Here is a 23,170-nt window from a genome sequence, read left to right on the forward strand (position 1 = left end):
TCAACCGGGGAATGCCGGGGGCCGTGGGGTCCCCGGCATTCCGCGTTCAGCCCGGCTGGCTGTCAATGCTGTCCCGGCGCCGCTGAGACAACCGAGATCGAGGAGTCTGCGTTGCCCAAGCAAACCGTCGCGGTCATCGGGGCCGGCAAGATGGGTGAACTCGTCCTCTCCGGCCTGCTCCGCTCCGGCTGGCCCGCCGAGCGGCTGCTGGTCACCGTCCGCCGGGCGGCCCGCGGCACCGAGCTGGCCGAGCGGTACGGCGTGACGGTCGTCGACAACGCGGAGGCCATCAGCCGGGCCGACATCCTGGCCGTCGGGGTGAAGCCACAGGACGCGGGCCTGCTCCTCGACGAGATCGGCGGGAAGATCCCGGCCGACAAGCTGGTCGTGTCGCTCTGCGCCGGCCTGCCCACCAGCTTCTTCGCCGCCCGGCTGCCGGAGGGCACCCCGGTCGTCCGGGTCATGACGAACACCCCGGCGCTGGTCGACCAGGCGATGACCGCGATCTCGGCGGGCCCGCACGCCGGCGGCGAGCACCTGGCCATCGCCGAGGAGATGTTCAAGCCGCTCGGTGTGACCATCCGGGTGCCCGAGTCGCAGCAGGACGCGGTCACCGCGCTCTCCGGCTCCGGTCCGGCCTACTTCTACCTGCTGGTCGAGGCGATGATCGACGCCGGCGTCCTGCTCGGCCTGCCCCGCCAGGTGGCGCACGAGCTGATCGTGCAGACCGCGATCGGCTCGTCGGTGATGCTGCGCGACTCGGGCGAGCACCCGGTCAAGCTCCGCGAGGCGGTCACCTCCCCGGCCGGTACGACCATCGCCGCCATCCACGAGATGGAGAAGCACGGCGTCCGGGCCGCCCTCATGGGTGCCCTCGAGGCCGCCCGCGACCGAGCGAGGGAAATCGCCGCTCAGGCGAAGTAGTTTCCGCCTGGACCACCGATCTCCGCCCGGAAGCGCCTCGCGGGCGGGACCGGGCAGTGAGATCGCGGTGCGCCACGGGACGGTGTCACCTGCGGTCGGGAACGGGGAGTCCCGTACCGGAAACGGGGTTTTCAATACCAGATGGCGATGCGGCTGCCGTTCTCCTCTTCCGGAGGGCTGGGGTGGCTGAGGGCCGTGCCGGTGGCGACCCGATGGGCGGTCCACGCGACGGCGGCCGCGTCCAGGACGTCGTCGGGGGGCGCCTGACCGGCCGGGCCGAGGCGTTCCGGCAGGACGATGCCGTTGCGGGCCAGGAGTTCGCGGCGGCGTGCCTGGCCGCTCCATGTCTTTTTGGCGTGGGGGAGCGGCTCGCCGGCCATGGTCCGGAAGGACAGCTCCGGGTGGGCCTCGAAGAGCAGGCCGGGATGGCGTTCCCAGATGGCGTTCGCCTCGAGCAGTTTGGGGCGCAGGGCCCAGGACTGCCGGCTCAGGCCGGCCCCGGTCAGCTCGCGGCAGAGGCGGTTCGCCGAGGTGAAGTCGGCTTCCTGCCAGACGGCGCGGGGCGGCACCCGGAAGACGCTGCCGCGGCGTGGCCCGAGTTGGTCGGCGGCCAGGGTGTCGGCGGCGCGCCAGCGGTCCGGGAGCATGCCGAGGGGGATGTCCACGCCGATGACGGCGGCGCCGGAGCTGCCGGCCACGATCTCGTAGAGGGTGGCGGCCAGCACCGCGCGTCCGAAGGCGCCGTCGCGCAACTCGACGCCGACCCAGCCGAGCGCGTACGCGTCGACCCCGATGACGTGGATGCTCATCGATGCGGCAGCAGCTTCTCGATCGTCGCGATCAGCTCGCCGTCGTCCGGCGTGGTGCCGGGGGCGAAGCGGGCGGCGACCGTCCCGTCCGGGGCGACCACGAACTTCTCGAAGTTCCACTCGATGTCGCCGCCGTCACCGATCAACTCTCGGTAGAGCGGGTGCCGGCCGGGTCCGTTGACCTCGACCTTCTCGGTCACCGGAAAGGTGACGCCGTAGTCGATCCGGCAGAACTGCTCGATCTGTTCCGCGGTGCCGGGCTCCTGGCCGCCGAACTGGTTGCATGGGACGCCGACCAGGACCAGGCCACGGTCGCGGTAGGTTTCGTACAGCTTCTGCAATGCGCTGTACTGCGGGGTCAGGCCGCAGCGAGAGGCCACATTGACCACCAGCACGACCGATCCGCGGTAACGGTCCAATTCGGTCGCGCCACCGGTGAGGGCGCCAATGCTGACGTCGAAGATGGTCATGAACGAAGACTACTGGGTGTGTCTGCTCGATTGCACCCCGTCGTACCCGTCGGGCTTTTGTTAAAGAGACCTTAAAGGTGTTCACCTGGCTTGACTGGTGTTAATCGATGTGACTACGGTCTCTTCATCCAATTCTTTGGAAAGTTTCCTAACTGTTGAGGAGACATCCCCGTGCACAAAACCACCCGCCGGGCACTGTTCGCCGGCGCGGTCGTGACCGCGGCCAGCGTCGCGGTTCCGGTCGTGTCGGCGTCAGCGGCCACCGCATGTGCCCCCGCATGGACTTCTTCCGCCGTCTACGTCAAGGGCAACGTCGCCTCGCAGAACGGCCACAACTACACCGCCAAGTGGTGGACCCAGAACGAGTCCCCGGCCACCAGCAGCACCGAGTGGGCGGTCTGGGCCGACAGCGGCGTCTGTGACGGTGGCACCACCCCGCCGACCACGGCCCCGACCACCGCGCCCACCACCGCCCCGACGACGGCGCCCACCACGCCGCCGACCACCAGCCCGACGGTGAACCCCGGCTCCAAGTGGCTCGTCGGCTACTTCGCCGAGTGGGGTGTCTACGGCCGCGGCTACCACGTCAAGAACATCGACACCTCCGGCTCGGCGTCCAAGCTGACCCACATCCTGTACGCGTTCGCCAACACCACCGGCGGCCGCTGCACGATCGGTGACTCCTACGCCGACTACGAGAAGGCGTACACCGCCGCGGAGAGCGTCGACGGCGTCGCGGACACCTGGGACCAGCCGCTGCGTGGCTCGTTCAACCAACTCCGCAAGCTGAAGAAGAAGTACCCGCACCTCAAGGTGATCTACTCGGTCGGCGGCTGGACCTGGTCCGGCGGCTTCACCCAGGCGGCCGCCAACCCGACCGCCTTCGCCGACAGCTGCTACAACCTGGTCGAGGACCCGCGCTGGGCGGACGTCTTCGACGGCATCGACATCGACTGGGAGTACCCGAACGCCTGCGGTCTCTCCTGCGACGCCAGCGGCCCGGCCTCCTACGCCAACGTGATCACCGCGCTGCGCAACAAGTTCGGCAGCAGCAACCTGATCACCTCGGCGATCTCCGCCGACGGCAGCAACGGCGGCAAGCTCGACGTGGCCGACTACGCGGCCGGCATCGCGAAGCTCGACAAGGTCTTCCCGATGACGTACGACTACTTCGGCGCCTTCGCCGCGCAGGGCCCGACCGCCCCGCACTCGCCGCTGACCTCGTACGCCGGCATCCCGACGGCGGGCTTCAACTCCGACGCCGCGATCCAGAAGCTGAAGAGCAAGGGCGTTCCGGCCAGCAAGATCCTGCTCGGCATCGGCTTCTACGGCCGTGGCTGGACCGGCGTCACCCAGGCCGCCCCGGGCGGCAGCGCGACCGGCGGCGCCACCGGCACCTACGAGACCGGCATCGAGGACTACAAGGTCCTGAAGACCAAGTGCCCGGCCACCGGCACGGTCGGCGGTACGGCGTACGCGTTCTGCGGCAACAACTGGTGGAGCTACGACACCCCGTCGACCATCGCCGGCAAGATGACCTACGGGAAGAACCAGGGTCTCGGCGGCGCGTTCTTCTGGGAGCTCTCCGGTGACACCACCAACGGCGAGCTGATCACCGCCATCAAGAACAACGTGTAGAACCTGTAATCCGTCTCGCGAGGGGGGCACCGGGCGCAGGCCCGGTGCCCCCCTTCCGTACGCTTTCCGGCATGCGCCGCGAGTGGCATCAGCTCAGTCATCCCGGGGTGGGTAACCCGGCTTTCCAGACGTCCCGCCCGTCCACCGATTCGGCCGAGGACGAGGCTCTCGGCCTCGACCACTGGCGATCCCTGCCGCGGGTGCAGATGCCGCCCTGGCCGGACATGGGCGAGGTCGCCGAGGTCTGCAAGGTCCTCGACAACGTGCCGTCGATCGTCGCGCCCTACGAGGTCGACCAGCTCCGGCACCGGCTCGCCGAGGTCTGCGAGGGACGGGCGTTCCTGCTCCAGGGCGGCGACTGCGCCGAGACGTTCGCCGACAACACCGAGAGTCACCTGCTCGCCAACGCGCGCACCCTGCTCCAGATGGCGGTGGTGCTGACCTACGGCGCCTCGATGCCGGTGGTGAAGGTGGCCCGGGTCGCCGGGCAGTACACCAAGCCGCGCTCGTCGCTGACCGACTCGCTGGGCCTCCCGGCCTACCGGGGCGACCTGATCAACTCGCTGGACGCGAACGAGGCGGCCCGCGTCGCCGACCCGCAGCGCATGATCCGGGCGTACGCGAACTCCGCCGCCGCCATGAACATGCTCCGGGCGTACCTTTCGGGTGGTCTTGCCGACCTGCACGGGCTGCACGACTGGAACAAGGACTTCGTCCGCGCGTCCCCGGCCGGCGAGCGCTACGAGGCGATCGCCCGGGAGATCGACCGCGCCCTCGACTTCATCCGCGCCTGCGGCATGACCGACAACGAGGCGCTGCGCACGGTCAGCCTCTACTGCTCGCACGAGGCCCTCGCCCTGGAGTACGACCGGGCGCTCACCCGGGTCTCCGACGGTAAGGCCTACGGGCTGTCCGGCCACTTCCTGTGGATCGGCGAGCGCACCCGCCAGCTCGACCACGCGCACATCGACTTCATCAGCCGCATCGCCAACCCGATCGGTGTCAAGATCGGCCCCGGCACGTCGCCGGAGACCGCCATCGAGCTGTGCGAGAAGCTGAACCCGTCCAATGTGCCCGGCCGCCTGACACTGATCAGCCGGATGGGCAACGGCAAGGTCCGCGACGTGCTGCCGCCCATCGTGGAGAAGGTGCACGCCTCCGGCGCCAAGGTCGTCTGGCAGTGCGACCCGATGCACGGCAACACCCACGAGTCGTCGAACGGCTACAAGACCCGCCACTTCGACCGGGTCGTCGACGAGGTGCTCGGCTACTTCGAGGTGCACCGCGGCCTCGGCACCCACCCGGGCGGCATCCACATCGAACTGACCGGCGAGGACGTCACCGAGTGCCTCGGCGGCGCCCAGGGCATCGAGGACCTCGACCTGCCGGGCCGGTACGAGACCGCCTGTGACCCGCGCCTCAACACGCAGCAGAGCCTGGAGCTGGCGTTCCTCGTCGCCGAGATGCTCCGTGGCTGACCTGCGGTCGGACACCGTCACCCGCCCCACCAAGGGCATGCGGGAGGCGATGGCGAAGGCGGCGGTCGGCGACGACGTGTTCGGCGACGACCCCACGGTCAACGCGTTCGAGGCGCACGTGGCCGAGCTGTTCGGGCACGAGGCGGCTCTGTTTACCCCGTCCGGCACGATGGCCAACCAGATCGCCCTGCAACTCGTCGTCCCGGCCGGCGGCGAGCTGCTGGCCGGCGCCGACGCGCACGTGGTCACCTACGAGCTGGGCGCCGCCGCGCTCTACGGCGGCATCTCCACGCGCACGTGGGGCTCGGAGGGCGCAGCCCTGGACGTCGAGCGGATCGGCGCGATGATCCGCCCGGCCGGCTACCCCTCGGTGCCGACCGCCGCGATCGCCGTCGAACAGACCCACAACCTCGGCGGTGGGGGCGTCATCCCGCTCGCCACGTTGCAGCACCTGCGCGCGGTGGCCGACGCTCAGGGCGTGGCGCTGCACTGCGACGGCGCCCGGATCTGGCACGCCCACGTCGCCGACGGGGTGACCCTCGCCGAGTACGGCGCCCTCTTCGACACCCTGTCGGTGTGCCTCTCCAAGGGCCTGGGCGCGCCGATCGGGTCGCTGGTGATCGGCAGCCGGGAGCGGATCACCCGGGCCCGGCTCATGCGCAAGCGGATGGGCGGTGGCATGCGACAGGTCGGCATCCTGGCGGCCGCCGGCCGCTACGCCCTCGACCACCACATCCAGCGGCTCACCGAGGACCACGAGCGCGCCCGGATCATCGCCGAGGCCCTCGCGCCCTTCGGCGTGGTCGACCCGGAGCAGGTGCGCACCAACCTCGTTCCCCTGGACCTGTCGAAGCACGACCTGGACGCGCCCACACTGACCGCACAGGCCGCTGAGCGTGGCGTCCTGATCTCCGCCATGCTGCCGCGGGTCGCCCGCCTCGTCACCCACCTGGATCTGGACGACGAGTCGATGGATCAGGCCATCGAGGTCCTCAGCGAACTGCTGGCCTGACGAACCGCCGCCATCCAGCCGCGGATCACCGGATGCGGGTCCGACCCGTCTCCGGCCAGCTCCGGCTGGAAGAGAGTGGCCAGGAAGAACGGGTGGCCGGGTAGCTCGGCCACCCGCGCCTCCCCGGACTCGTCGTGCCCGGTGAACAGCATCCCGTGTGCGGCCAGCAGTGCCAGGTGGGATGGGTCGAGGCCGTAGCCGCAGTGGTAGCGCTCCACCGTCCGGGAGGTACCGAGCAACCGCTCGATCAGCGAGCCGGGCGCCAGATCGACGGCCGCCTCGTGCCCGGCCAGCGAGCAGGTCAGCTCGACGATCAGGTCGTCGTCGCCGGAGGCGCCGTACTCAGCGTGCTGGGCTTCGGTGAAACCGCAGACATTCCGTGCGAACTCCAACATCGCGTGCTGGAAGCCGCCGCACGTTCCGAGGAACGGCTTGTTCCCGGTCCGCGCGACCCTCGCCGCGGTGAGTGCTCCTGGCACGCTCCGGTACGGACTGCCCGGCACCAGCCAGATCCCGTCGTAACCGGCCAGCGCCTCCGGATCCTCGGCGTCCGGTGTCGGCATCCAGTAGACGTCGAAGTCCTCCTCCTCGCGCAGGACGTCGAGCAGGGCGGGAATGCGGGTGTGCGCGCGAACGGCCGGGGACCGGTCGCCGACCAGGGCGATTGTTCTCATGGACCCAGCCTCCCGTGGAAGCGAGATCAGGTCCAACGATCGTTGGTGAATGCTGCATTAGCATCGCTGATGTGGACCCTCACCTGCTGCGCACCTTCGTGACCGTCGCGGAGACCGGGTCGTTCTCGGCCGCCGCCGAGCGGCTCAACTTCACCCAGTCCGCGGTCTCTCAACAGATCGCCGCCCTGGAGGCCGACCTCGGCACCCCGCTGCTGACCCGCCGCCCGGTGGCCCTCACCCCGGCCGGGGAGCGACTGCACCGGCACGCCACGCTGATCCTGGTCCGGCTGGAGGCGGCCCGCGCCGACGTGACCCGGGCCGTCGCCCCGCCCGGACGGCTGATCGTCGGGCTCACCCCGCTCGCCTGGACCCGCCGGGTGGCCGCCGCGCTGGCCCGGATCCGCGCCGAGCCGGGCCGGCTGCGCAGCCGCGTCCTCGTCGCCGGCCGGGACCGGATCGTCGCCGCCGCGGTCACCGGGGAGATCGACCTCGGCATCGTCGACGGTTTCACGGCGCCGAGCGACCCGCTGCCGCTGCCGGAGGCGGGCGCCGTCGGCATCGCCGAGGACACCGCCGTCGTCGCTGTTCCGGCCGGGCATCCGCTGGCCCGCCGTGCCACGGTGAACCTGGCGGACCTGGTCGACGCGTACTGGATCGACGCGCCCGAGGTGACGCCGTTCGCCCGGCTTCCCGTCGACGGCCTACGGGTCGGGCTGCGCTACGACGGCGCCGACGTGGCGATTCTGCGTGGCCTGATCGCGGCCGGGCACGGGCTGGCGGTGCTGCCGGCCAAGGCGGTCGGGGAGCTCACCGGGATTCCGGTGCTCCAGCTGACACACCGGGTGGAGTTGCTGCGCGGGCCGGGCGCCGAGGCGCCGGCGGCCCGCCTCAGCGAGCTTCTCGCAGCCCTTTGAGCAGGGCGATGTCCGCCGCGTGCCCCTCGTGCTCCACGGTCGGCGTCTCCACGATGATCGGCACCCCGGCGGTGGCCGGGTGCGCGAACAGCTCCGCGAACGGCGCCGACCCGATCCGGCCCTTGCCGATCGTCTCGTGCCGGTCCCGGGTCGAGCCGCACTCGTCCTTCGAGTCGTTCGCGTGGATGAGCTGCAATCGGTCCGGCCCCACCGCGGCGAGCAGCGCGTCCAGGGTCGCCGTCATGCCGCCCGGGGTGGCCAGGTCGTGCCCGGCCGCCCAGGCGTGGCAGGTGTCGAAGCAGACGCCCATCCACGGGTGGTTCTCCACCGCCGCGAGGTAGGGCTCCAGATCCTGCACCTTCGACGCCAGGCTGCGGCCGCCGCCCGCGCTCGGCTCCACCAGCAGCCGGGGCAGGCCCTCGGCGGACGCCCGGTCGAGCAGTGGCAGCAGCCCCTCGCGCAGTTGGTGCAGCGCCTTGCCGGCGTGCGACTCGTCGACCGAGCTGCCGGCGTGGTAGACGACCGCGGTCGCGCCGATCGCCTTACCGCGCAGCAGGGCGTGCTCCAGCGTGGCGACCGACCGCTCCACCGTCAGCTCGGTCGGCGAACCCAGGTTCACCAGCAGCGACGCGTGAATGTACGCGGGCAGGTCCCGCTCGCCGATCCCGTCCCGGAACAGGGTGTCCTGCTTCGGGTCGCCGGCCGGCAGCGCCCAGCCACGGGAGTTGGAGACGTACACCTGAAGGGTTTCCGAGCCCGCGGCGTCGACGTAGGGGAGGGCGGCCTTGGCCAGCCCTCCCGACGTCTTCGTGTGCGAACCGATCCGATGGCTCACAGGAAGCAAGTCAGCTGCACCACACTGTTCGGCGGGACCGGAGTGCCACCCGGCGGGTTCTGCTGCCGGACCGTGGCGTTCGGGTCGATGTTGATCTGTACCTGGAAGCCCATGCCCTGGAGCGTGGCCTGCGCCTGCTGGCACGGCTGGTTCGTCAGGTCGGGCAGGGTGATCTGCGCGGGACCCTTGCTCACCTGGAGGGTGACCTTGGTGTTCTTCTCCGCGCCGGTGCCCGCCTTGGGGCTCTGCCCGATCACCGTGTCGGCGGGCTGATCGCTCTCCACCGTCTCCTCGGCGGCCTGCAGGCCCCGCTGCGCCAGGATCGTACGAGCGTTGTTGATGTTCTCGCCGACCAGGTTGGGCACCGTGATCGGCGCCTTGCCCTTGCTCAGCACCAGCGTCACCGTCGAACCGGGCTTGAGCTCGGTGCCCGCCTTCGGGTCGGTGGAGATCACCACACCCTCCGGCGCGGTGTCGCTGTAGACCGCCTTGCCCTGCTTCACCTTCAGCTTGAGCGCCTCCAGCTCGGCCTTGGCATAGGTCAGCTCCTGGCCCTCCAGCTCCGGAACCGGATGCACCTCGGGACCCAGCGACAGGATCACCCGGATCGTGTCGCCCTTGACGATGTCCGAACCGGGCAGCGGGTCCTGTGTGACCACCGAACCCTTCGGCACGATCTCGTCGTACTGCCCGTCGCCGATGAAGACCTCGAAACCCTGCTGCTTCGCGTACGCGACCGCCTGGTCCTGGCTCATCGTGAGCAGCTGGGGTGTCTCCGTGTACCGCCCGGAGGTGACCCACCAGGTGCTGCCGATCACGACCAGCGCCATCAGGGCGACCAGCGCGGTCAGCATGACCCGGCGGCGGTCCTCGAAGAACCCGGCCAGACCGGCGGCGGGCGGGGCGTTCCGCCGGTGGGGTGCGGTGTTCCGGCCGCCCTGTTCCGGCAGCCGCGCCCAGGACGGGCGGTGCGACGCCTGATAGTTGCCGCCCTGGACCGGCGGCACGATGGCCGTCGCGTCCGGCGCGGAAACGGTGGGCACGATCGTGGTGGCGTCGCCCGCGCCGGGCCGGCCCGGGACCTGGCGCAGCATCGCCGTCTCCACGTGGGTGACGCCTAGGCCGTCACGGGCCGTCTGCACCTCGCTCAGCAGGGCGCCGGCGTCGGTGGGCCGGGAGCCGGGGTCACGCCGGGTGGCCCGGGAGACGAGCTGGTCGAGGACCGGGGTCAGGCCCGGGGCGATCGTGGACGGGGCCGGCACGTCGTTGTCCACGTGCTGCCAGGCCACCTCGATCGGTTCGGCGCCGTCGTACGGCACCCGGCCGGTGAGCATCTCGAAGAGCACGACGCCGGCCGAGTAGACGTCGGTACGCGCGTCCGCCTGACCGGTCTGCACCAGCTCCGGGGCCACATAGGCCACGGTCGCCATGAGCTGCCCGGTGTCGTCGACGGTGCTCGCCTCGATGGCCCGCGCCAGACCGAAGTCGGCGACCTTGACCACGGCGTCCACCAGGTCCGCGGAACCGCCGCTGGGCGCCTCGGCGACCAGCACGTTCTCCGGCTTGACGTCACGGTGCACCAGACCGGCGCGGTGCGCGGCGGCGATCGCGGCCAGCATCTGCTCGAGGATCGCGAGCGCCTCGACGGGCGTCAGCCTGCCCCGCTGGCTGAGCAGCTCACGCAGCGTCTTGCCCTGCACGAACTCCATCACCAGGTAGGGGAGACCCTGGTGGCGGCCCTGGTCGTAGACGGCCACGACGTTCGGGTGCGTGAGGCGGGCGATCGTCTTCGCCTCGTCGGTGAACCGGTCGACGAAGTGGACGTTGGTGGCCTGCGACGGGTGAATGATTTTCAGTGCGACGGTGCGCTCGAGCCGCTCGTCGGTGGCGCGGTAGACGGTCGCCATGCCACCACGGGCGACGCGACCGGTGATCCGGTAGCGCCCGTCAATCGTTGTGCCGATCAACGTATCGGCGACTGTGGTGTCCATCGGCGTGAAGTGTATGTGTCTTTCCAGCGGGGGTGACCCAGGATGTCACAGCTGAGTCCAAACGGGTACCTAGACCGGCGTGACCAGCGCTTCAGCGGCGCCAGCGGCGGTGGCGGCGGTCACTGTCGCCGCTTGGTCCACTGATGTCCGGGCTGGGGGAGACGCTCCCGCTCGCGGACGGGGAGGCTGAAATGTCCGGCTCGGCGGACGTCGCCGAGGGCGCGGCGGTCGGTGTCGGGGCCGGTGGGGTCTCGCAGTCGCAGCCCGGCGCGGATGTCCGCGCAACGGACGGCGGGCGGGTGGTGATCACTGTCGTGGGCGCGGGTTCTACCGGTCGCGCTTTCGTGACGACCCGAGGACGCCGCTCCCGGGCCACCGGCACGGCACCCATCCCGGCCACCCCTCCCACGGGTTCCACCTGGTCCGGCGGCAGCGGCGCCGCGACCGCCGGCGGCGCGCTCGGCCGATCGGCCGTCTCCCCGGCGAACGTCGTGGTGGCGACCAGATAGGACCCGGCCGCGCCGGTCAGCCCGAGCGCACAGAACGCGGTAACCGCGACAAATCGCCGTGGTGGCCGGGCGTCGGTCCGCGGCGGTTCCTCCGGCAGGTCCACGAGGGACCCCGGGAAGGTGGACATCCCGGTCGAGGTGACGTCCGGGCGCGGATCCCGGCCGGCCGGGCGTCGGCCCAGGTCGTAGCAGACCGAACGCCAGGCGCCGGCCATCTCCCCACGGACGTTCCGCCACAGGCTCATCAAATGTTCTCCGATCTGGTCTGGCACGCTGTACAGGTGACCGAACCCGTAACCACCGGCCCCGCCGGTTGGATCACCCTGCCGGATGTGTCCGAAAAGCTTGATTTGCCGATCAGCAAGGTGCACCAGCTGATCCGCGAACGCGCGCTGCTCGCGGTCCGCCGGGACGGCATCCGGGTGGTGCCGGCCGAACTGGTCGCCAACGCGACCGTGCTCAAGCACCTGCCCGGCGTCCTGAACCTGCTGCATGACGCCGGGTACAACGACGAAGAAGCCCTCCGGTGGCTCTACGAACCGGACGAGGGTCTCGGTGGGAACGCCGCCATCGCCCTCGGCGGCCCGCTCGCCCGCGAGGCCAAGCGGCGCGCCCAGGCCCTCGGCTTCTGACCGGATGCGGCAGTTCGGCTACCTGTCCGTCCTGGCCGGGTGCCTGCTGGCGGCGCTCTGGCTGGAGCCGATCCTCAAGGTCAACGTGCTCCGCCGCGGACGCCGCCTGATCCTGACGATCCTGCCGGTGGCGGCGGTCTTCATCCTGTGGGATCTGGCCGCCATAGCCGCGGGGCATTGGACATTCGACCCGGAGCAGATCACCGGCGTGCACCTGCCCGGCGGCCTGCCCCTGGACGAGGTGCTTTTCTTCCTGGTCGTGCCGTTGTGCGCGATTCTCGGCTTCGAAGCGGTGCGGGCCGTCCTGCGCCGCCCGGCCGGAGACGAAAAGTTGTGACATACACCACATCTGCTCTGCTGGGCGTCGCGGTCGCGGTGGTGATCGACCTGTTCGTCCTCCGTACCCGTTTGGTCACCAGACTGGTCTTCTGGGCGACGTACCCGATCATCTTCACGTTCCAGCTGATTTCCAACGGCATCCTGACCGGGCGCGAGATCGTCGTCTACGACCCGGCGGCGATCATCGGCTGGCGCCTCGTCCACGCCCCGGTGGAGGACCTTTTCTTCGGCTTCGCCCTGATCCTGCTCACCCTCTCCGTCTGGATCACCCTGGGTCGCCGCGGCATCCAGCGCACCCCCGCGGCCGGCGAGGGAAGCGCCCTGCTCCGCCGCCTCCGCTCCTAGATCAAAATCAGGATGTCGCATCTCGGTGGCGGGTACAGACCGCTGCTCCCGCCGAGGGCCCGGGCCGGCTCGCTGGCCGCTGGCGCGTCCAGAACGCTCCCCGCCCCGCGCGACGTGCGTGAGCGGTCACCCTCCCCAACCCCCGTGCCCGGTCACCCAAAGCGCACCCGGCACCCTCCAGCCCCGGTGGCGGGCCGCTCTGAGCGTGTCCGGCACGCTTCAGTCCTGATGGCGCGTCGCTCTGAGCGCCCCTGGCACGCTTCAGCCCTTATGGCGGGTCGCTCTGAGCGGGTGCAGCACGCTCCGGCCGGATCAGCGAAGAGCGGCGCGGACCGCGACGGTGAGCTGCCCCAGCCCGATGAGCTGGAGGATCAGCCAGGCCGCGACGGCGACGGCGAGAACCGTGGGAACCCAGCCGGGCGCGACCACGGCGGCCAGTGACGCGACGATCAGGCCCGTGACGGTGACGGCGACGCGCGTGGGCCGTTCCCCGACCGTGACGACGCCGATGTCCGGCATGCCGGTGGCCGTGGCCCGCGCGCGGACGTACTCGTGCAGCCAACTCGCCGCCCCGGCGCCGACCGTGAGCCAGGCCGGGGCGCCCGCCAGCCAGAAGGCGGCCAGCCAGGCGGCCTCACCGATCCGGTCGGCGACCGAGTCGTACACGTATCCGGCCCGGCTGACCCGCCCGGTGATCACCGCGACCGCCCCGTCCAGCCCGTCCGCGGCCGCCGCGAGCAGCACCAGCGCGGCGCCGAACGCGAGGCCGGGCGCCCCGGCCGGCGCGGCGAGCGGCACGGCCAGGCAGAGCAGCACCCCGGCGAGGGTCACCGTGAACGGCGTGACCCGCCGGGCCCCGAGCCAGGACCCGATCCGGTAGGCCAGCCGCACCCACCCCCGGACCAGCACCGACGCCCGTCGCGGATCGAAGCCGCCGTGCAGCCCCGCCCACGCCTCCGCGTACTGGTCCCAGGTCACGAAGCTCCCCCGGACCCCGGCCGGCTCTCAGCGCTGACTCTGCTGGTCAATCGGTCCTCTGCCCGTTCCTCCGGCTCGTGTGCGCCGACCAGCGCACACGTAGCGGTTTCCGTGGTCGCCCGCCCGCGTCATGGCGGTAGGCCGGGCACACGGACGGCGTGACGTGAGCGCCCACCGGGCCGGACAGCGCGGGCGGCGGCGCACCGGTCAGGCGGCGGTCGCGACCTCGGTAGGGGCCAGCTGCTGCCAGACCTCCCGGGTCGCGGTGGACCGGTTCAGGGTGATGAAGTGGATCCCGGGAACGCCCTTGTCCAGGAGCCGGGCGCACATCTCCACGCACGTCTCGATCCCCAGGGCCCGCACCGCCTCCTCATCCCCGGCGACCCGCTCGAACCGCTCCAGCAGAGCCGGCGGGAAGGGCGCGCCGGAGAGCTGGGCGGAGCGTTCGATGGTGGCCATCCGGGTCACCGGCATGACGCCGGGCACGATCGGGGTGTCACTGCCCGAGGCCGCGACCCGATCGCGTAGACGCAGATAGTCCTCGGCGTCGAAGAACATCTGAGTGATCGCGAAATCCGCCCCGGCCCGGCATTTACGGACGAAGTGCCGGGTGTCGGTCTCCACGTCGGCCGAGCGCGGATGCTTGTAGGGGAACGCCGCCACCCCGACGCTGAAATCGCCGGCCGCACGGATCAGGCGAACCAGATCCTCCGCGTACAGGATCCCGTCGGGATGCCGCACCCACTCGCCCATCGGGTCGCCGGGCGGATCGCCGCGAACCGCCAGGATGTTGCTGATGCCCGCGCCGGCCAGTCGGCCGATGACGTTGCGCAACTCGGCGACGGAGTGGTTCACCGCCGTGAGGTGCGCCATCGGCAGCAGCGTCGTCTCGGTGGCGACGCGCTCGGTGACGGCGACGGTGGTGTCCCGGGTGGTGCCGCCCGCCCCGTAGGTGATCGAGACGAAGCTGGGCCGCAGCGACTCCAGCTCCCGGATCGCCTGCCAGAGCAACTGCTCACCGGCTGGCGTCTTCGGTGGGAAGAACTCGAACGAGAAGGTGGGCGCCGGGCCGCGGATCAGCTCACCGACCGACGGCGCGCCGGGAAGCCGGGAGGGAAGTCCGAGAGACACGGTGAGCACTCTACCGGTCACACCGCCCTCGATGATCCGCCCGAACGTCCGGCCGGTCACTCTGCGCGGTCGCATTTTTCCGGTACGCGATGAAGTGTCAGCAGAAACCGGGCACGCCGTTTCGCCGTACCATGCGATCCGGATGAGCCGTCGTGGCCGCGACGCGCGCTCCGGCATGTGACGGTCCGTCGCCGCGTGGGGTCGTCCGGTGGATCGCGGTGATACGGCCGAACAGGCGGACGGACGACCAGATAGCGTCGACTCCGTGACGAACTCTCCGCTCGAGTCGGCCGGCCTGCGGCCGCGTGTCGACAAGGCGCTCTCCGGTTTCCTCGCCACCCAGCGCGCCCACCTGCTGGAGATCGACACGGCGCTGGCCGAGGTGGCCGACGCGGTGTCGGCGTTCGTACTCGGTGGCGGCAAGCGGCTGCGGCCGGCGTTCGCGTACTGGGGTTTCCGCGGCGCGGGCGGCGCCGACTCGGACGAGGTCGTGGCGGCCGTCTCGGCGCTGGAGCTGGTGCAGGCGAGCGCACTGATCCACGACGACCTGATGGACCGGTCCGACACCCGGCGCGGGGAGCCGTCGGTGCACCGCCGGTTCGAGCTGCTGCACACGGCCGAGGGCTGGCGGGGCGCGGCGGCCGGGTTCGGCGACTCGGCGGCGCTGCTGCTCGGCGACCTGGCCATGGTCTGGTCCGACGAGCTGCTGCACTCGTCCGGGATGGCACTGGCCGACCTGGCCCGGGCGCGGCCGGTCTTCGACCAGATGCGGACCGAGGTGACCGTCGGCCAGTACCTGGACGTGCTCACCCAGGCGACCGGCGACACGTCCCTGGAACGCGCCGGCAAGGTGGCCCGCTTCAAATCGGCGAAGTACACGGTCGAACGCCCGCTCCTGCTGGGCGCGGCCCTGGCAGGCGGCGGCCCCGAGGTGTTCGCGTCGTACGCGGCGTTCGGCCTGCCGCTCGGCGAGGCCTTCCAGATGCGGGACGACGTCCTGGGCGTCTACGGCGACCCGGCCCAGACCGGAAAACCGGCCGGCGACGACCTCCGCGAGGGCAAACGAACCTACCTGGTGGCCGCGGCCTACCAGGCGGTGGACGAGGCCACCCGGCAGTACCTGGAGTCCGCCCTCGGCGACCCGGCCCTGGACGACACCGGCGTGGAACGCCTCCGAACGATCATCCGGGAAGCGGGCGCCCTGGCCGCCACCGAATCCCGGATCGAAACCCTGACCACCGAGGCCCTGACCGCCCTGGCCGAGGCCCCCATCGAGGACGAGGCCCGAACAGTCCTGCACGCCTTGGCCGAGGCCTCCACCCACCGTTCTGTCTGACCGCCCACCCCCACCACCGAGGCTCTGACCGCTCCACGGGAGCGGGTCAGAGCCTCGCTCCGTCCTGAGGACCTCCGCGCCATCCTCGCGAGCAGTCCTACGGCTCGGCGGGTTCACCGGTTCGAACGCCGCACCCATGAACGGAACGTGAAGCGATCTTTATTCGGTTGTCGGTGGTCGATGCCGCAGCCTATTTTCTCCTCAGCGAATCCGCCGGGGTGGAACGCCCTTGACCTGTGGATTCCTATTACGCAAACGATTTTCCGGGGGTGACGAAATGAGTGCGGTTCTGGTTCTCAACGCCGACTGCGGGCCGCTGCACCGGGTCAGCCTCCGGCACGCGATCCGGATGCTGTTCCGCCAGGTCGCCGTGGTGCACGAGGCTCAGCCGGACACCCGGATCGGGGTCTACCCGGTGCCGACCGTGGTGCGGCTGGTCTCCTACGTGGTGACGCGGTGGCGGCGCGGGCGCGGCCCGGGCTGGTCGCGGGCCGGTGTGCTGCTGCGGGATGGGCGAAAGTGCGCCTACTGCGGCGACTCCGCCTCGACCATCGACCATGTTCTGCCCCGCTCGCGAGGCGGCCGTAACGAATGGCTGAACACCGTCGCGGCCTGCGGTCGCTGCAACAACCGCAAGCGCGACCGCACCCCCGCCGAGGCCCGCATGCCACTCCGGATGATTCCGTTCGCCCCGATCTGGGCGGTAACTCTTACCTGATCGCGACGCTACCCACCGCCCGGTAGCGCCAGACCTTCCCCTCAAGCGGCGGCCGGCGGGTTTACACGGGGACCCGCCGGCCGCCCACCCTTCCCACACCTCCGTCCACGCGCGAGCACGTGCCATCCCGTGCATCGAGCCGTCCCCCACGGCGCGTTGACAGCCCCCGTCCCCTCATCAATGCCTCCCCCTCATGCCCCGCCCATACGCGCGGTGGACTCTCGCGGGGAACCCGCACACGCCCGCCGGCTGCTGCGCCCCGCCCGCACGCGCGATGGACTCTCCTGCGCGGTCAGTTGTGCCTTCGGAGCGGAGCTGTGGGGCATCGCACCCGGATGGCGTTCTCCCAGGTGAAATCCTTTATGAGGCTATGACCCGATCCCGGGGCTCGGCTGGCTCGGCGCTCCGGCGGGCCCCCGCCCCGCGGCGGGAACGATCGCGCTCCAGCCACCACTCGGCGATGAGCAGCGGGATGGTCCACCCGAGCCAGGCCGTCGCGGCCGAAGCCACCCATGCCAGGAGTCCTTCGTCGCCATGGAAGGTCGTCTCGAGTTGGGGCATCAGGGCGATCACGAAGATCGCGCCCCAGATGCGGTTGGTGATGATCGAGGCGGTGAGTGCGAAGCTGCGGATCATCCACCGGCGGTGTTCGCCGAACCGGCGGTGGCGGGCAGCCCGCCAGCCTTTCGCGGTCACGTAGAGCCAAACCGCCGCGAGCAGCATGTTGCTGGCCCGGGTAGCCGGCCCGAACGGGCTGAGCGAACCGATGGTGAGGGCCGCGATGCCGGCGGGCAGGACGCCGCCGAACACGTAGACCCGGCCGAGTCGCCGGTGCGCGACCGGATGCCGGCGGCGGAACCATGGCCAGATCTGGAAGACCGAACTGGCCAGAGCCACGCTGCCGAACAGCACATGCGGCACGAGCAGCCAGAAGTGCGCGACACCGAGCTCCGGTGGCTGCGGAACGCGGGATCGCGCCGGGTCGAAGCTGAGATACGGCGGGATCGAGAAGGCCACGAAGATCACCACGATCGCCGCGAACGGAACGATCCACGGGCGCTGCCACCATCGAGTCACGTCACGCTCCTAACTGCGTATGAGGTACGCATCGAGCGTATGCCATACGCAATAAACCGGGAAGTGCCTAGGATGAGCCCGTGCCGATGGAGATTCCCCGTACGCTCAAGGTCCTCTGGGGTCTGGAAGAGCGCCGCAACCGCGGCCCGCAGCCGGCGCTGACCCTGGACCGGATCGTCGCCACCGCGATCGAGATCGCTGACCGCGACGGCCTCGCGGCCCTCTCCATGGCCCGTCTCGCCGAGCGTCTCGGCAGCGCGCCGATGTCCCTCTACCGGCACGTGGCCAGCAAGGACGAACTCCTCGTCTTCATGCAGGACGCCGCACCGGGCGAGCCGCCGATGCTGCCGCCCGGATGGCGCGCCGGTCTCGGGGCGTGGGCCCGGGGGTTGAAGGCGGTCTTCCACCGCCATCCGTGGATCCTCCAGGTCTCGGCCGGTCGTCCACCTCTTGAGCCCGGCCAGATCGCCTGGCTGGACCGTGGTCTGTCGGCCTTCGACGGCACACCGCTCACCAGCCGTGAGCGCTTTCAGGCGGTCATGGCGACGCTCTACTACGTGCGTGGCGAGGCGCAGATCTTTGCGCTCCTGCTTACCGGCGAGGCGGATGTGGCCGACGACGCCTACGGCGCTCTGATCGGCAGCCTGGTGACCGCTGACCGTTTTCCGGCGCTGGCCGCCGCGATCGCCGATGGCCTGTTCGCTCCGGAAGTCGAGGACGTCACCTTCGAGACCGGTTTGTCTCGTCTCTTCGACGGCATAGAACTCCTCGTCTCAACAAAGAACTGATGGCGGAATGGCGAATCTGGAACGGTTGCGCCAGATCCCGGCCCGGCGCGCGGATCTCGACGCGGACGAGTTGGAGCTGATCGACCGTGCCCGGCGTGACGGCGCCACCTGGCCGGAGATCGCCGAGGCGCTCGGCCTGACCAGCCGTCAAGCTGCGGAGCAACGCCGGCACCGCTTGGCACAGGCTGCGGAGCGCGCCTCCCGCCCGCAGCGTGCCGAGCTGGATCAGGGGTATGGCCACACCGCCCCCGAGCTGCGCAGACGTGCCATCGAACTGCACCGGAGAATCGGCGCCGACCGCCGCTGGGACGCCCGTTTCCCGCGTGCCGCGCTGGTCCGCGAAACCCTGGTCGCCGCCCCCGATGCGCCTCCCGGCGCCCTTTACGACCTGGTCGCTGCCGTCCTGAAAGATCTGGCGGATCCCAGCGTCCCCGAATTCCCCGCCCCACTGCGCGCGGCAATCGACCGTCTGCGAGCGGCCGCGATCAAAGGGCCGAGATCAGCCTGAGGTGGGTGGTCACGTCGGCTGGGTTCGGGTTTCAGGGATTGCGATCGGTTTGAGGTGGGTGGTCACGTCGGCTGGGTTCGGGTTTCAGGGATTGCGATCGGTTCGAGGTGGGTGGTCACGTCGGCTGGGTCTCGGGTCCAGGGGCCGCGATCAGCTTGAGGTAGGCGGCCACATCGGCTGGATCCCGGGTTACGCAGCCGATGTAGTTGTCCGGCCGGACCAGCACCAGTGTCGGCCCGTCGATGTCGTAAGCGCGTGCCGAGGACCCCTCGGGGTCTTGAAGGTGATGGATCGGGACCGTGAGCTCCGGCAGCGGCCCGGCCCAATCGAAGGCCAGGAGCGTGGCATGTGGGCCGCGCAGCAGATCGAAGACGCGGCCCTCGGCGAGAGGAGAATCCGGCGCGCGGTCGCCGGCTCGCACCACGCCCGGCTCGGACCGGTGCTCGGCCGCCAGCGTGCCGCCCCGGTAGTTGAGCGAGAGCTGCCGCAGCACCGGATCGTCGCGGCGCATCGCATCCGCCGAGCCCTCGACGTGGCCGCGGTGCAGCCGGGTGCTGATGCCGAGGACGTCGGCTGCGACCGGCAGGCGCTCCTCCTCGTAGGTGTCGAGCACCCGCTCGTCACCCGTCGCGATCTTCCAGCCCAGGTTGTACGCATCCTGAATCCCGGTGTTCAGCCCCTGCCCGCCGGCCGGTGAATGCACATGCGCGGCATCGCCGGCCAGGAACACGTCACCCACCCGGAACCGGGAGGCCATCCGGATGTTGGCCCGGAACTCGGACCGCCAGCCCACCTCGGTGACCGTGATCGACGGGTCGACCGAGGCGACCAACTGCCCGGGGGAGCGGTCGGTGGGCGGAGCTGTGAGCTGGAACCAGTCGCCGCCCGGCAGGGGGCACAGCCCGAGCCGGAACGACCCGCGCTCGGAGCCCGGCCAGACATGCCAGTGATCGCGGTCGAGGCCGGTCAACCGGACGTCGGCGATCATCAGCCGCTCCTCCTCGTGGGTCTCGCCCTCGAACTCGACGCCGAGCGCCCGCCGCACCGTGCTCCGCCCGCCGTCGGCACCGACCACATAGCGGGCCCGCACCACCTCGCCGGTGCTGAGCGTGACCCGGACCCCGACCTCCTCCTGCTCCAGCTCGGTGACACCCACCCCGAACTCGACCGGGATCCCCTCGGCGAGCAGCTCGGACGTGCGCCACTGCGGGACCATCCACAAGTTGGGCCAGGGTACGGAGGGGGTGGGCTCGTGCAACTCGTCGAGCCGGAAATCGTGATGGCCGCCGGGCACGTGGGCACGCAGCGACGGATAGTCGCCGCCGGCGGCCCGAAACCGGTCGATCAGCCCGAGATCATCGAGAACCTCCAGCGTGCGTGGCTGCAACCCCTTGCCACGAGACCCGTCGAAGGGTCGCTCCGACCGCTCCACGATCCGGTAGGGCACGCCATGCCGGGAGAGCTGACGCGCGAGGGTGAGCCCGGTCGGCCCGGCGCCCACAATCATGGTGAATTCAGATTCAGTGAACATGAATTCACCATAGGGCACTGCTAATCTCCCGGTCAAGGAGGTTCGGATGGCGGTAGTGGGGATGCGCAAGCAGCAGGCGGCGCAGACCGAGGCGGAGCTCAAGGCGGCCGCGATCCGGGTCTTCGAGCGGGTCGGTTATCTGAACGCCAAGATCACTGACATCACGACCGAGGCGGGTCGGGCGACCGGCTCCTTCTACAAGCATTTCGCGAGCAAGGAGGCGCTGCTCGAGGCGCTGCTCGCCGACCTGCTCGCCGAGGGCGACGAGAGTGCCGAACTGGAGGGTCATCTCGACGATTTCCGGGATCGTGCGGCGGTCCGCTGGCACGTCTCGGCCTACTGGCACTTCCACCGCCGCCATCGCCCGCTCATGGTCGCGCTGCAGCAGGCGGCCATCGTCGACGATGGCTTCGCCCGCCGTAGTCAGGAACTGCTCGAACCGGACCTCCGCCACATCGCCGACCACATGCGCGGCCTCGATCTGCCCGGTGATCCACTGGTGGCGGCGTCGCTCTTCACCACGACGTTGTCCGGTTTCGCCGCCGCCTACCTCGGCGGCCACGGCCGCACTCCCGAGGTCTCGGACGACGAGGCGATCGAGACGCTGACCTCCTTCCTGCACGCCGGCCTCGGCGGTGGCGCACGCTGATCACCGCGGCCCGGCTTCCTTCCCGGTACGCTCCGCGCGCCCCATGGCCGCGTAGGGCGGCGGAGGGGTGGGGTGGCCGCATGAGAAGGCGAGGAGGGGTGGGGTGGCCGCATCGGGAGCGCGGAGGGGTGGGGTGGCCGCATAAGAGGCGCGAAGGGGTGAGGTGAGGCAAGGGGGCTGCACGCCGGCGTGCAATCGCCGGCTCAGTGTGGTCGGAGGCCCGCGAACACCACCGCCAGGGTCCGCTCCCGCAACTCCGCGTCCCAGCCCCCGTGCACCGCGCCGTGCGTGACGCTGACCAGCAGCGCCATCACCTCCGGCAGCGCCACGCCGGGTGACACCGTCCCGGCCGCCTGCGCCTCGCTCAGCAGCCCGCCGACGGCCTCGGTGAGATGGCCGACGGCCTCGGGGAGGCGGACGGCTGTCCCGCCGCTCTCGAGCAGGCCGACGACCGTCCGTTTGTAGGACGCCTGGGCGGTCAGCTCGGTGAAGAACTCGAACAGCCCTTCCCCGCCGCCGCGCTGGCCGGCTGACTCGATCAGCTCGGCCAGCAGCCGCTTCATGATCGCGCCGAGCAGGTCGCCCTTGGTGGGGAAGTGCCGGAACACCGTGCCGATCGCGACGCCCGCCCGCCGGGCCACCTCTTCGGTCGAGGCGCCCGGTCCGGTCTCGGTGAACACCTCCTCGGCGGCGACCAGGATACGGATCCGGTTGCGCTGAGCGTCGGCGCGCAACGGAGGGCCCTCGGTCTGCCGCGAAGAAACCTCTTCCAAAATGAGTCTCCACTCATTATTCTCATACCCAAGTCGAGTGCATACTCATCTTATCGGGAGGATCGCTGTGACACCGACCGAGATCTTCGACAGCATGCGTTCCCGCTGGCTCGCCGATCAGCCGACCTACGATCCCGACCTGCTCGCCGACGACGTGGTGGTCGAGGTGCCGTTCGCCGCCCCAGGCCGGCCGGTGCGGACCGAGGGCAAGCAGCGGGTGCTGGAGTTCACGCGGGCGGGCCGGGCGTCGTTCCCGGTGCGCTTCGACGACTGCCGTGACGTGGTGATCCACCAGACCGCCGACCCAGAGGTGATCGTCGTGGAGTACGAGTTGGTCGGCACTCACACCGGGAGCGGGGTGACCGCGTCGGCGCCCTTCATCGGGGTGCTCCGGACCAGGGGCGGCAAACTCGCCCATTGGCGGGAGTACCAGCACACCATGGCCATCGCGCAGGCCCTCGGTCAGGCGTAGGCCTCGATCAGGATCAGTGACCCGATGGCGATGAAGACCAGCGGCACGAGCCAGTGACCCCAGCGCTCGACCACGGCGATCACCTTGCGGTGCGAGCCGAGCAGTGATCCGGCCAGGCACCACAGCGCCACGAGGATGGCGAAGACCACGAGGTAGATGACGATTTCGCCCGCGCCGGCCGTACGGAACAGGGGTGTGTAGACGGCGATGTTGTCGGCGCCGTTGGCGATCGTGATGCCGGCGATGGGCAGCGAGCCGGCGGCGGCGATCGGCGGCTCGCCGCCGGAGCCGTCGCGGAGGGCGCTGATGAGGCCTTTGATGCCGAGGGCGATCGGCAGCAGGCCGAGGAGGCCGACCCAACGGTCCGGGATGAGGGTCAGGCCGAGCGCGGCGAGCAGTGAGACGCCCACCAGGGTGGCGATGCCGAGGTATTGGCCCGCCCAGATCTGCCAGGGCCGGGGCTTCCCGGAGGCCCGGGCGGAGAGAAAGAGAACGGTCAGAACGATGAGGTCGTCGACGTTCGTGCCTATGAAGACGCCCACGGCGGCGAGTACCGAACCCACGCCGGGATCTTAGGGCGCGCCCGGAAGGGCCGGGAGGGCGCAGTGCAGCGCACGAGGGCGCAGTGCAGCGCACGAG

General features: G+C 70.6%; 26 protein-coding genes. 14 read left to right on the forward strand and 12 right to left on the reverse strand.

The genetic code is table 11. The features are described from left to right. Window positions 1-111 precede the first annotated feature (111 nt). Window positions 112-924, forward strand: a complete 813-nt coding sequence (gene proC / locus IEZ13_RS05005; RefSeq protein ID WP_183217308.1) for a pyrroline-5-carboxylate reductase — start codon at window positions 112-114, stop codon at window positions 922-924. A 131-nt stretch (window positions 925-1,055) separates the two neighbouring features. On the opposite strand, the gene IEZ13_RS05010 is transcribed toward proC, so the two are convergent. Next, on the reverse strand, window positions 1,056-1,733 hold the full coding sequence (locus tag IEZ13_RS05010) for a DUF429 domain-containing protein (protein WP_183217310.1): 678 nt from the start codon (window positions 1,731-1,733) through the stop codon (window positions 1,056-1,058). After that, window positions 1,730-2,203 (reverse strand): glutathione peroxidase, encoded by a 474-nt coding sequence (locus tag IEZ13_RS05015; protein WP_183217312.1) that lies wholly within the window; start codon window positions 2,201-2,203, stop codon window positions 1,730-1,732. The genes IEZ13_RS05010 and IEZ13_RS05015 overlap by 4 nt, the downstream gene beginning before the upstream one ends. A 171-nt stretch (window positions 2,204-2,374) precedes the next feature. On the opposite strand from IEZ13_RS05015, the gene IEZ13_RS05020 reads away from it, so the two are divergent. From IEZ13_RS05020 to IEZ13_RS05030, 3 genes are all read left to right on the forward strand, one after another. Next, window positions 2,375-3,841, forward strand: coding sequence for a glycosyl hydrolase family 18 protein (locus IEZ13_RS05020; RefSeq protein ID WP_183217315.1), 1,467 nt, complete (start codon window positions 2,375-2,377; stop codon window positions 3,839-3,841). Between the two features lie 71 nt (window positions 3,842-3,912). Beyond that, the gene (locus tag IEZ13_RS05025) at window positions 3,913-5,319 is read left to right on the forward strand and encodes a class II 3-deoxy-7-phosphoheptulonate synthase (protein ID WP_183217317.1); all 1,407 of its coding nucleotides are present in this window, start codon (window positions 3,913-3,915) and stop codon (window positions 5,317-5,319) included. After that, on the forward strand, window positions 5,312-6,331 hold the full coding sequence (locus IEZ13_RS05030) for a threonine aldolase family protein (protein ID WP_183217319.1): 1,020 nt from the start codon (window positions 5,312-5,314) through the stop codon (window positions 6,329-6,331). Before IEZ13_RS05025 ends, IEZ13_RS05030 begins: the two co-directional genes overlap by 8 nt. Here the strand turns inward: IEZ13_RS05030 and IEZ13_RS05035 are convergent. Continuing rightward, window positions 6,295-7,005, reverse strand: a complete 711-nt coding sequence (locus IEZ13_RS05035; RefSeq protein WP_183217321.1) for a CTP synthase C-terminal region-related (seleno)protein — start codon at window positions 7,003-7,005, stop codon at window positions 6,295-6,297. The genes IEZ13_RS05030 and IEZ13_RS05035 overlap by 37 nt on opposite strands. A 71-nt stretch (window positions 7,006-7,076) precedes the next feature. Here IEZ13_RS05035 and IEZ13_RS05040 point away from each other — a divergent pair, with 71 nt between their 5' ends. Continuing rightward, entirely contained in the window at window positions 7,077-7,919 is an 843-nt protein-coding gene (locus IEZ13_RS05040) for a LysR family transcriptional regulator (RefSeq protein ID WP_183217323.1), read from the forward strand. Here IEZ13_RS05040 and IEZ13_RS05045 read toward each other — a convergent pair. The 3 genes from IEZ13_RS05045 to IEZ13_RS05055 all read right to left on the reverse strand — a co-directional run bounded on the left by IEZ13_RS05045 (window position 7,894) and on the right by IEZ13_RS05055 (window position 11,499). Next, window positions 7,894-8,754, reverse strand: coding sequence for a deoxyribonuclease IV (locus tag IEZ13_RS05045; protein ID WP_372441841.1), 861 nt, complete (start codon window positions 8,752-8,754; stop codon window positions 7,894-7,896). The genes IEZ13_RS05040 and IEZ13_RS05045 overlap by 26 nt on opposite strands. After that, the gene (gene pknB / locus IEZ13_RS05050; RefSeq protein ID WP_183217325.1) at window positions 8,751-10,745 is read right to left on the reverse strand and encodes a Stk1 family PASTA domain-containing Ser/Thr kinase; all 1,995 of its coding nucleotides are present in this window, start codon (window positions 10,743-10,745) and stop codon (window positions 8,751-8,753) included. The genes IEZ13_RS05045 and pknB overlap by 4 nt, the downstream gene beginning before the upstream one ends. A gap of 91 nt (window positions 10,746-10,836) precedes the next feature. After that, window positions 10,837-11,499 (reverse strand): hypothetical protein, encoded by a 663-nt coding sequence (locus IEZ13_RS05055; RefSeq protein ID WP_183217327.1) that lies wholly within the window; start codon window positions 11,497-11,499, stop codon window positions 10,837-10,839. 3 nt (window positions 11,500-11,502) lie between these two features. Here IEZ13_RS05055 and IEZ13_RS05060 point away from each other — a divergent pair, with 3 nt between their 5' ends. From IEZ13_RS05060 to IEZ13_RS05070, 3 genes are read left to right on the forward strand one after another with little or no spacing between them, the layout of a single operon-like run. Continuing rightward, a complete protein-coding gene (locus IEZ13_RS05060; RefSeq protein ID WP_183217329.1) occupies window positions 11,503-11,886 on the forward strand; it encodes an Rv2175c family DNA-binding protein in 384 nt (127 codons plus the stop codon). A 4-nt stretch (window positions 11,887-11,890) separates the two neighbouring features. After that, on the forward strand, window positions 11,891-12,223 hold the full coding sequence (locus IEZ13_RS05065; protein ID WP_183217331.1) for a lycopene cyclase domain-containing protein: 333 nt from the start codon (window positions 11,891-11,893) through the stop codon (window positions 12,221-12,223). Next, window positions 12,220-12,570 (forward strand): lycopene cyclase domain-containing protein, encoded by a 351-nt coding sequence (locus IEZ13_RS05070; protein WP_183217333.1) that lies wholly within the window; start codon window positions 12,220-12,222, stop codon window positions 12,568-12,570. The genes IEZ13_RS05065 and IEZ13_RS05070 overlap by 4 nt, the downstream gene beginning before the upstream one ends. 312 nt (window positions 12,571-12,882) lie before the next feature. On the opposite strand, the gene IEZ13_RS05075 is transcribed toward IEZ13_RS05070, so the two are convergent. Together IEZ13_RS05075 and metF are read right to left on the reverse strand one after the other, a co-directional pair. Beyond that, window positions 12,883-13,548, reverse strand: coding sequence for a CDP-alcohol phosphatidyltransferase family protein (locus IEZ13_RS05075; RefSeq protein WP_183217335.1), 666 nt, complete (start codon window positions 13,546-13,548; stop codon window positions 12,883-12,885). A gap of 207 nt (window positions 13,549-13,755) precedes the next feature. Beyond that, complete coding sequence (metF, locus tag IEZ13_RS05080) at window positions 13,756-14,679, reverse strand: methylenetetrahydrofolate reductase [NAD(P)H] (protein ID WP_183217337.1); 924 nt, start codon at window positions 14,677-14,679, stop codon at window positions 13,756-13,758. A gap of 265 nt (window positions 14,680-14,944) precedes the next feature. Between metF and IEZ13_RS05085 the strand changes: the two genes are divergently transcribed. Further along, window positions 14,945-16,015, forward strand: coding sequence for a polyprenyl synthetase family protein (locus IEZ13_RS05085; protein ID WP_183217339.1), 1,071 nt, complete (start codon window positions 14,945-14,947; stop codon window positions 16,013-16,015). A 277-nt stretch (window positions 16,016-16,292) separates the two neighbouring features. Beyond that, on the forward strand, window positions 16,293-16,733 hold the full coding sequence (locus IEZ13_RS05090; RefSeq protein WP_183217341.1) for an HNH endonuclease: 441 nt from the start codon (window positions 16,293-16,295) through the stop codon (window positions 16,731-16,733). A 360-nt stretch (window positions 16,734-17,093) separates the two neighbouring features. On the opposite strand, the gene IEZ13_RS05095 is transcribed toward IEZ13_RS05090, so the two are convergent. Beyond that, window positions 17,094-17,810 (reverse strand): DUF2306 domain-containing protein, encoded by a 717-nt coding sequence (locus tag IEZ13_RS05095; RefSeq protein ID WP_183217343.1) that lies wholly within the window; start codon window positions 17,808-17,810, stop codon window positions 17,094-17,096. A gap of 86 nt (window positions 17,811-17,896) precedes the next feature. On the opposite strand from IEZ13_RS05095, the gene IEZ13_RS05100 reads away from it, so the two are divergent. Next, window positions 17,897-18,598 (forward strand): TetR/AcrR family transcriptional regulator, encoded by a 702-nt coding sequence (locus tag IEZ13_RS05100; RefSeq protein WP_183218321.1) that lies wholly within the window; start codon window positions 17,897-17,899, stop codon window positions 18,596-18,598. A 7-nt stretch (window positions 18,599-18,605) separates the two neighbouring features. Beyond that, complete coding sequence (locus tag IEZ13_RS05105) at window positions 18,606-19,106, forward strand: hypothetical protein (protein ID WP_183217345.1); 501 nt, start codon at window positions 18,606-18,608, stop codon at window positions 19,104-19,106. Window positions 19,107-19,221: 115 nt separating this feature from the next. Here the strand turns inward: IEZ13_RS05105 and IEZ13_RS05110 are convergent, their stop codons facing one another. Continuing rightward, entirely contained in the window at window positions 19,222-20,637 is a 1,416-nt protein-coding gene (locus tag IEZ13_RS05110) for an FAD-dependent monooxygenase (protein WP_183217347.1), read from the reverse strand. Between the two features lie 46 nt (window positions 20,638-20,683). On the opposite strand from IEZ13_RS05110, the gene IEZ13_RS05115 reads away from it, so the two are divergent. After that, complete coding sequence (locus tag IEZ13_RS05115) at window positions 20,684-21,286, forward strand: TetR/AcrR family transcriptional regulator (RefSeq protein WP_221245143.1); 603 nt, start codon at window positions 20,684-20,686, stop codon at window positions 21,284-21,286. A gap of 203 nt (window positions 21,287-21,489) precedes the next feature. On the opposite strand, the gene IEZ13_RS05120 is transcribed toward IEZ13_RS05115, so the two are convergent. Next, window positions 21,490-22,020: a TetR/AcrR family transcriptional regulator gene (locus IEZ13_RS05120; protein WP_183217349.1), complete on the reverse strand. Its 531-nt coding sequence runs from the start codon at window positions 22,018-22,020 to the stop codon at window positions 21,490-21,492. A 106-nt stretch (window positions 22,021-22,126) separates the two neighbouring features. Between IEZ13_RS05120 and IEZ13_RS05125 the strand changes: the two genes are divergently transcribed. Next, window positions 22,127-22,531, forward strand: a complete 405-nt coding sequence (locus IEZ13_RS05125; RefSeq protein WP_183217351.1) for a nuclear transport factor 2 family protein — start codon at window positions 22,127-22,129, stop codon at window positions 22,529-22,531. On the opposite strand, the gene IEZ13_RS05130 is transcribed toward IEZ13_RS05125, so the two are convergent. Further along, complete coding sequence (locus IEZ13_RS05130) at window positions 22,522-23,094, reverse strand: cadmium resistance transporter (protein WP_183217352.1); 573 nt, start codon at window positions 23,092-23,094, stop codon at window positions 22,522-22,524. The two genes, IEZ13_RS05125 and IEZ13_RS05130, sit on opposite strands and share 10 nt — an antisense overlap. Between the last annotated feature and the right edge of the window lie 76 nt (window positions 23,095-23,170).

The sequence above is a fragment of the Actinoplanes campanulatus genome, assembly GCF_014647795.1.
GTDB classification, from domain to species: Bacteria; Actinomycetota; Actinomycetes; order Mycobacteriales; family Micromonosporaceae; genus Actinoplanes; species Actinoplanes campanulatus.